Consider the following 4,656-nt stretch of genomic DNA (forward strand, 5'->3'; position numbering starts at 1 on the left):
AGGAATCTTTCGGTTTTTGACGACTCGCTTTTTCCTCTCTAAGTGTCCTTGTTCACGTAAGTTCTTTTCCCACGTGAAGAGAGTTCTGACGCCGACATCAAAAACCTTGGCTGCCTCGACATGGCTGTTCCCCTCTTTGATGTAATCTAATGCTCGCTGTTTAAAATCTGTACTATATGCCATAGCTTTATTATAACATGCTTGTTTGAAACTAATCAACTATAACATTTTCCAAGGTAAATAATTAGAATGGTGTTCTAATACAGACACACCTAATTTACCTTTATTATATTTTATAGACCTACTAAGTAAGTTATAAGCCTCCGTAGCACTTTTAGTGAAAAGCACATTGTAGTTACTGGCACTTAGAAAATTTTTAATTTTTTTCTTAACAGCCTCATATTCATTAGAAAAAATTAAATCATTTTTTGAATTATGTCTCTTAATGTTTATTGGAATTCCTGAATAAACTTCTGTTAATTTATTAACAACAGCTTTTGGCTTGGGAACTGTAGCTGCATTATCAAAATAAATAATATCTGATGTTTGAAAAGAAAATAAATTCCTCAACATATTTCACCACTTTGAAAATCTACTACCATTAAAAATTTCTACTTCCTAAGATTTAAAATTCGATTTATGTAATACATTGTATTGGCACATCTTTTTGGGAAATACAACTGAACCATTTAATACTACTACAGAAACTTCATCACTACTATGGCTTCTGCTGACTTCTCATGATTCCTTGTTACTATGCTTTAGGCGCTCATGAAACCTCACGGAATCAGTCCCAGATTTTTCTTCCTTTATAACAGAGGACGTTAAAAGGTTACAGTGAAAATAGGAAATCGGACGCAGAGTCTTTGGACTCTAGGAAGATTTATCTTTTTCACACAAACCTTAGTCCGAATTCAATTACTTTCATGACTTACAGATATAAGTTACGACTACCTATTTAAACTTTAGAGTTCTTGGCTATCTCATCTGCTAGATAGGCTTTCCTAGCACCTCTCTGTTCCTAGAACCAGGATTTCGCTATTCTTTCCTCTAACGTTTTTTACTCTAACGTCAGGGTCTATCTCCAGACCGTCTTCGTCCGCTACCTCACGATAGTCAGGATTGAGGGGCGCTGTTGGGTTCATCGGTAGCTAGTGCCCACAGAGGACTTGTTCCTCAGATGTAGGCCATGACCCGTCGTACCTAAAAAACTATCCGACCTTAACTTAAGACCAGATAGTTCATCATTTTTATTTTTCAGCTGTAAGGGCAGCCATTGTGATGTAGTTGTATGGTTTGTTGAAGTGTGGCAAGAAGAAGAGGTCTGTCAATGCCAATTTATCAATTGTTACATGCTCTTGGATAGCAAGTGAGAACATGTGAATTCCCATGCTGATTGAAATATCGTGTGAAACCATTTGGGCACCAAGAATTTCACGGCTATCTTTGTCAAAGACAATCTTAATCGCTACTTCATGGTTATCGTGTTTCATGAATTCTGGTTTTTGAAGATCGTTAAATCCTGTCTCAGTCGCATTGTAACCTGCAGCTTTTGCTTTTTCAAGAGTCAAACCAGTTGAAACCATGTGAAGACCATAGATTGAGATACCGTTTGAACCTTGAACACCGATTCCTTCCAATTCATGTCCACAAGCATTGTAGGCACCAACGATACCAGTACGAACTGCGTTTGAAGCAAGGGCGATGTAGCTTGTGTCTTTACGAGCATTATCATAGACAGTCGCACAGTCACCAACTGCAAATACACCTGGAATTGAAGTTTCTTGTTTCTTATCTACAAGGAAAGCACCATTTCGGAAGAGTTCAATCTTACCGTCAGCAAGAGCTGTGTTAGGACGGAAACCAACCGCAAGAACAACCATATCCACATCAAAAGTTTCTTTATCGGTAATCAAGCGTTCAACTTTACCGTCACCTTCGATTGCTTTAACAGTTTGACCAAGAGCCAAGCGGATGTTGTGGTCTTCCAAGTTCTTCGCCATCATTTGTGTAAAGTCTTTGTCATAGTAACCGTTCAAGACAGTATCAACGATATCGACAAGGACAACTTCTTTTCCAAGACGCTCAAAGGCTTCAGCAAGTTCAACACCAATGTAACCACCACCAACAACGGCGATACGGTCAAGGTGTTGGCTCTTGTCAGCAAGTTTATTGATCACTTCTTCAGCGTTTTGGTACAATTTCACGAATTGTACGTTTTCAAGAGTTGCTTTAAATTCGCGGTTTCCTTTAAGAATTTCAACACCTTCTATTGGTGGCAAGATTGGTGTAGAACCTGTAGCGAAAATCAATTTCTCGTATGATTCTTTGTGCTCTTTTCCTTCAACTTCGGCTGTGACTACTTTGTTATCATAGTCGATTGAAAGAACAGGTGAGTTCATGTAAACCTTAGCACCTTTAGCTTCCAATTTTTCTTTATCAGAATAGAACAAGCCTTCAGCACCGTCAATTTGATTACCAATCCAAAGAGCCATTCCACATCCTAGGAAAGAGATGCTAGAGTTTTGGTCAAATACAACAATTTCGTTCTCATTTCCAAAATTATCCAACATAGTATTAATACATGCTGTACCAGCATGGTTAGCACCGACTACAACAATTTTACTCATAAAAAATTTCCTACTTTCATTCTAAATTTACCTTACTAGTATACCATTTATTGTCAGCGTTTACCAGAGGTTTGCTATTACTTTATCATTTTTTATCAAAAACAATTCTCCATTTATCCTAATTTCAAGCCTAATGAATTTTTTTAAGCATATTTCTTGACTTTTTCCAAATTTAATTTATGAAAATTCTAGCTTTATGGTATTATAATAACATGAAAATAAAATACAAGGTCTTCCATTTATATAATTATTTGATATTGCAACTTATTTTCTACAAAAGAAAAAAGTTGCTAGCTTGCCTCTTCGTTCACATTCTGAACTCCTAACGGGAACCACTATCACTATTTCATTAGTTAATGAGTGAGCAGATATCTTACTCCAAAAATCCTTTGATTTGCTCAAAAAGCTTGAATACCATTTCAATGCCAATAGTCAAGAATCTGAGTTGATGGAAATCAATTATCAAGCAGGAATAGCCCCCGTCACTGTTCATCCAGACCTGTTTGAACTGATTTCACTTGGTTTAGAGCATAGCCTAGCACTCTATAGCCAGCTCAACATCAGTATTGATCCCCTAATTCAAACCTGGCGCATTGGTTTTTCAGATGCCAAAGCTGCACAACCTCAAGAAATTGAAGCGGTGCTGTCTCTAATCAATCCTCATGATATCGAGTTAGATTCTTCTACTTCCATTGTATTCTTAAAGCAGAAAGGAATGAAAATCGATTTAGGTTGTTTAGTCAAGGGTTATAGTGCAGATAAAGGGTACCCAATTTCTTAGAAAAGAGGGTATGACTTCTGCCTTGATCAATCTGGGAGGGAGTATCCTGACCATTGGAAAAAATCAGGCAAGAGGGGATAACCCTTGGCAAATCGAGATTCAAGATTCAGCCAATCCGAGGGGAAATCACTTAATGACCATTCCCGTTGTCAATCAATCTGTCGTGACTTCAGGCATTTATGAACGTCACCTGACAGTCGATGGACAAGATTACCATCACATTTTTGACAATAGACTTCCTGCAAAACTAGAATCCTAGTTCATGATTGATAATACCAACAATCAAATTCATTCGTAATCCGAAGCGTTTACGATGATTTCGATAGGTTGTTAAAAATATTTTAAACGTTTTCATAGTGAAATGAAATAAGAACAGGACAAATCGATCAGGACAGTCAAATCGATTTCTAACAATGTTTTAGAAGTAGAGGTGTACTATTCTAGTTTCAATCTACTATACTTTGTCAAAAATACTCTCAACCTTGATTCTCTCCTTAGATAGCGCATGGTTACAGGCTTTCTCTTCAGCTGTTAGCGGCTTGAGTTTGCTGGATTTACGTGGAGTTTGTGCTTGAGGATTTATCTTCATGATTCCTTGATAACCACTGTCAGCCAAGATTTTACCAGCTTGTCCGATATTTCTGCGACTCATTTTGAACAACTTCATATCATGACAATAGTTCACAGTGATCTCCAAAGAAACAATTCTCCCTTGACTTGTGACAATCGCTTGAGTCTTCATAGCGTGGCATTTCTTTTTACCAGAATCATTCGCTAATTGTTTTTTTTAGGGCGATTGATTTTTACTTCCGTCGCATCAATCATTACCGTGTCCTCAGAACTGAGAGGAGGTCTTGAAATCGTAAAACCACTTTGAACAAGAGTTACTTCAACCCATTGATTCCGATGGGTTAAGTTGCTTTCGTGGATACCAAAATCAGCCGCAATTTCTTCATAAGTGCGGTATTCTCGCACATATTGAAGAGTGGCCATAAGAAGGTCTTCTAGGCTTAATTTAGGTTTTTATCCATCTTTTGCGTGTTTAATTTTTAATACGGCTAACATCTCTTCAAAAGTCGTGCGCTGAACACCAACCAGGAGCTTAAATCGTGCATCAGTTAGTTGTTTACTTGCTTCATAATTCATAGAACTATTATACCATATTTTGTTTCGCAGGAAGTCTAATAATAATATTTATCTTTCCTATCGAACACTTTCTATTTCCCAACTCCCGACTTTATCACT

Annotated in this window: 3 protein-coding genes and 3 pseudogenes; 1 reads left to right on the forward strand and 5 read right to left on the reverse strand. The window is 37.3% G+C overall.

The features are described 5' to 3' along the window. From HT719_RS00070 to HT719_RS00080, 3 genes are all read right to left on the reverse strand, one after another. A partial coding sequence (locus tag HT719_RS00070; RefSeq protein WP_138701450.1) for an IS630 transposase-related protein occupies positions 1 to 183 on the reverse strand: 183 nt, incomplete at its 3' end. Between the two features lie 36 nt (positions 184 to 219). After that, positions 220 to 573, reverse strand: coding sequence for an aminotransferase class V-fold PLP-dependent enzyme (locus tag HT719_RS00075; protein ID WP_000945719.1), 354 nt, complete (start codon positions 571 to 573; stop codon positions 220 to 222). A gap of 677 nt (positions 574 to 1,250) precedes the next feature. Further along, on the reverse strand, positions 1,251 to 2,630 hold the full coding sequence (locus tag HT719_RS00080; RefSeq protein WP_000036801.1) for an FAD-dependent oxidoreductase: 1,380 nt from the start codon (positions 2,628 to 2,630) through the stop codon (positions 1,251 to 1,253). A 295-nt stretch (positions 2,631 to 2,925) separates the two neighbouring features. Between HT719_RS00080 and HT719_RS00085 the strand changes: the two are divergent. After that, positions 2,926 to 3,646, forward strand: a pseudogene (locus HT719_RS00085) (FAD:protein FMN transferase); the annotation flags it as partial. 12 nt (positions 3,647 to 3,658) lie between these two features. Here the strand turns inward: HT719_RS00085 and HT719_RS00090 are convergent. Then, positions 3,659 to 3,766, reverse strand: a pseudogene (locus tag HT719_RS00090) (IS5/IS1182 family transposase); the annotation flags it as partial. A gap of 102 nt (positions 3,767 to 3,868) precedes the next feature. Next, positions 3,869 to 4,557: pseudogene (locus tag HT719_RS00095) on the reverse strand (IS5 family transposase); the annotation flags it as partial. Positions 4,558 to 4,656: the final 99 nt, after the last annotated feature.

Origin of the sequence: Streptococcus sp. k-378 (assembly GCF_013277505.1) — a bacterium.
GTDB classification, from domain to species: domain Bacteria; phylum Bacillota; class Bacilli; order Lactobacillales; family Streptococcaceae; genus Streptococcus; species Streptococcus pseudopneumoniae.

Excerpts from the sequence above, each read along its gene's own strand:
- HT719_RS00075 (WP_000945719.1), bottom strand. The coding sequence starts at position 573 with ATGTTGAGGAATTTATTTTCTTTTCAAACATCAGATATTATTTATTTT.
- HT719_RS00080 (WP_000036801.1), bottom strand. The coding sequence starts at position 2,630 with ATGAGTAAAATTGTTGTAGTCGGTGCTAACCATGCTGGTACAGCATGT.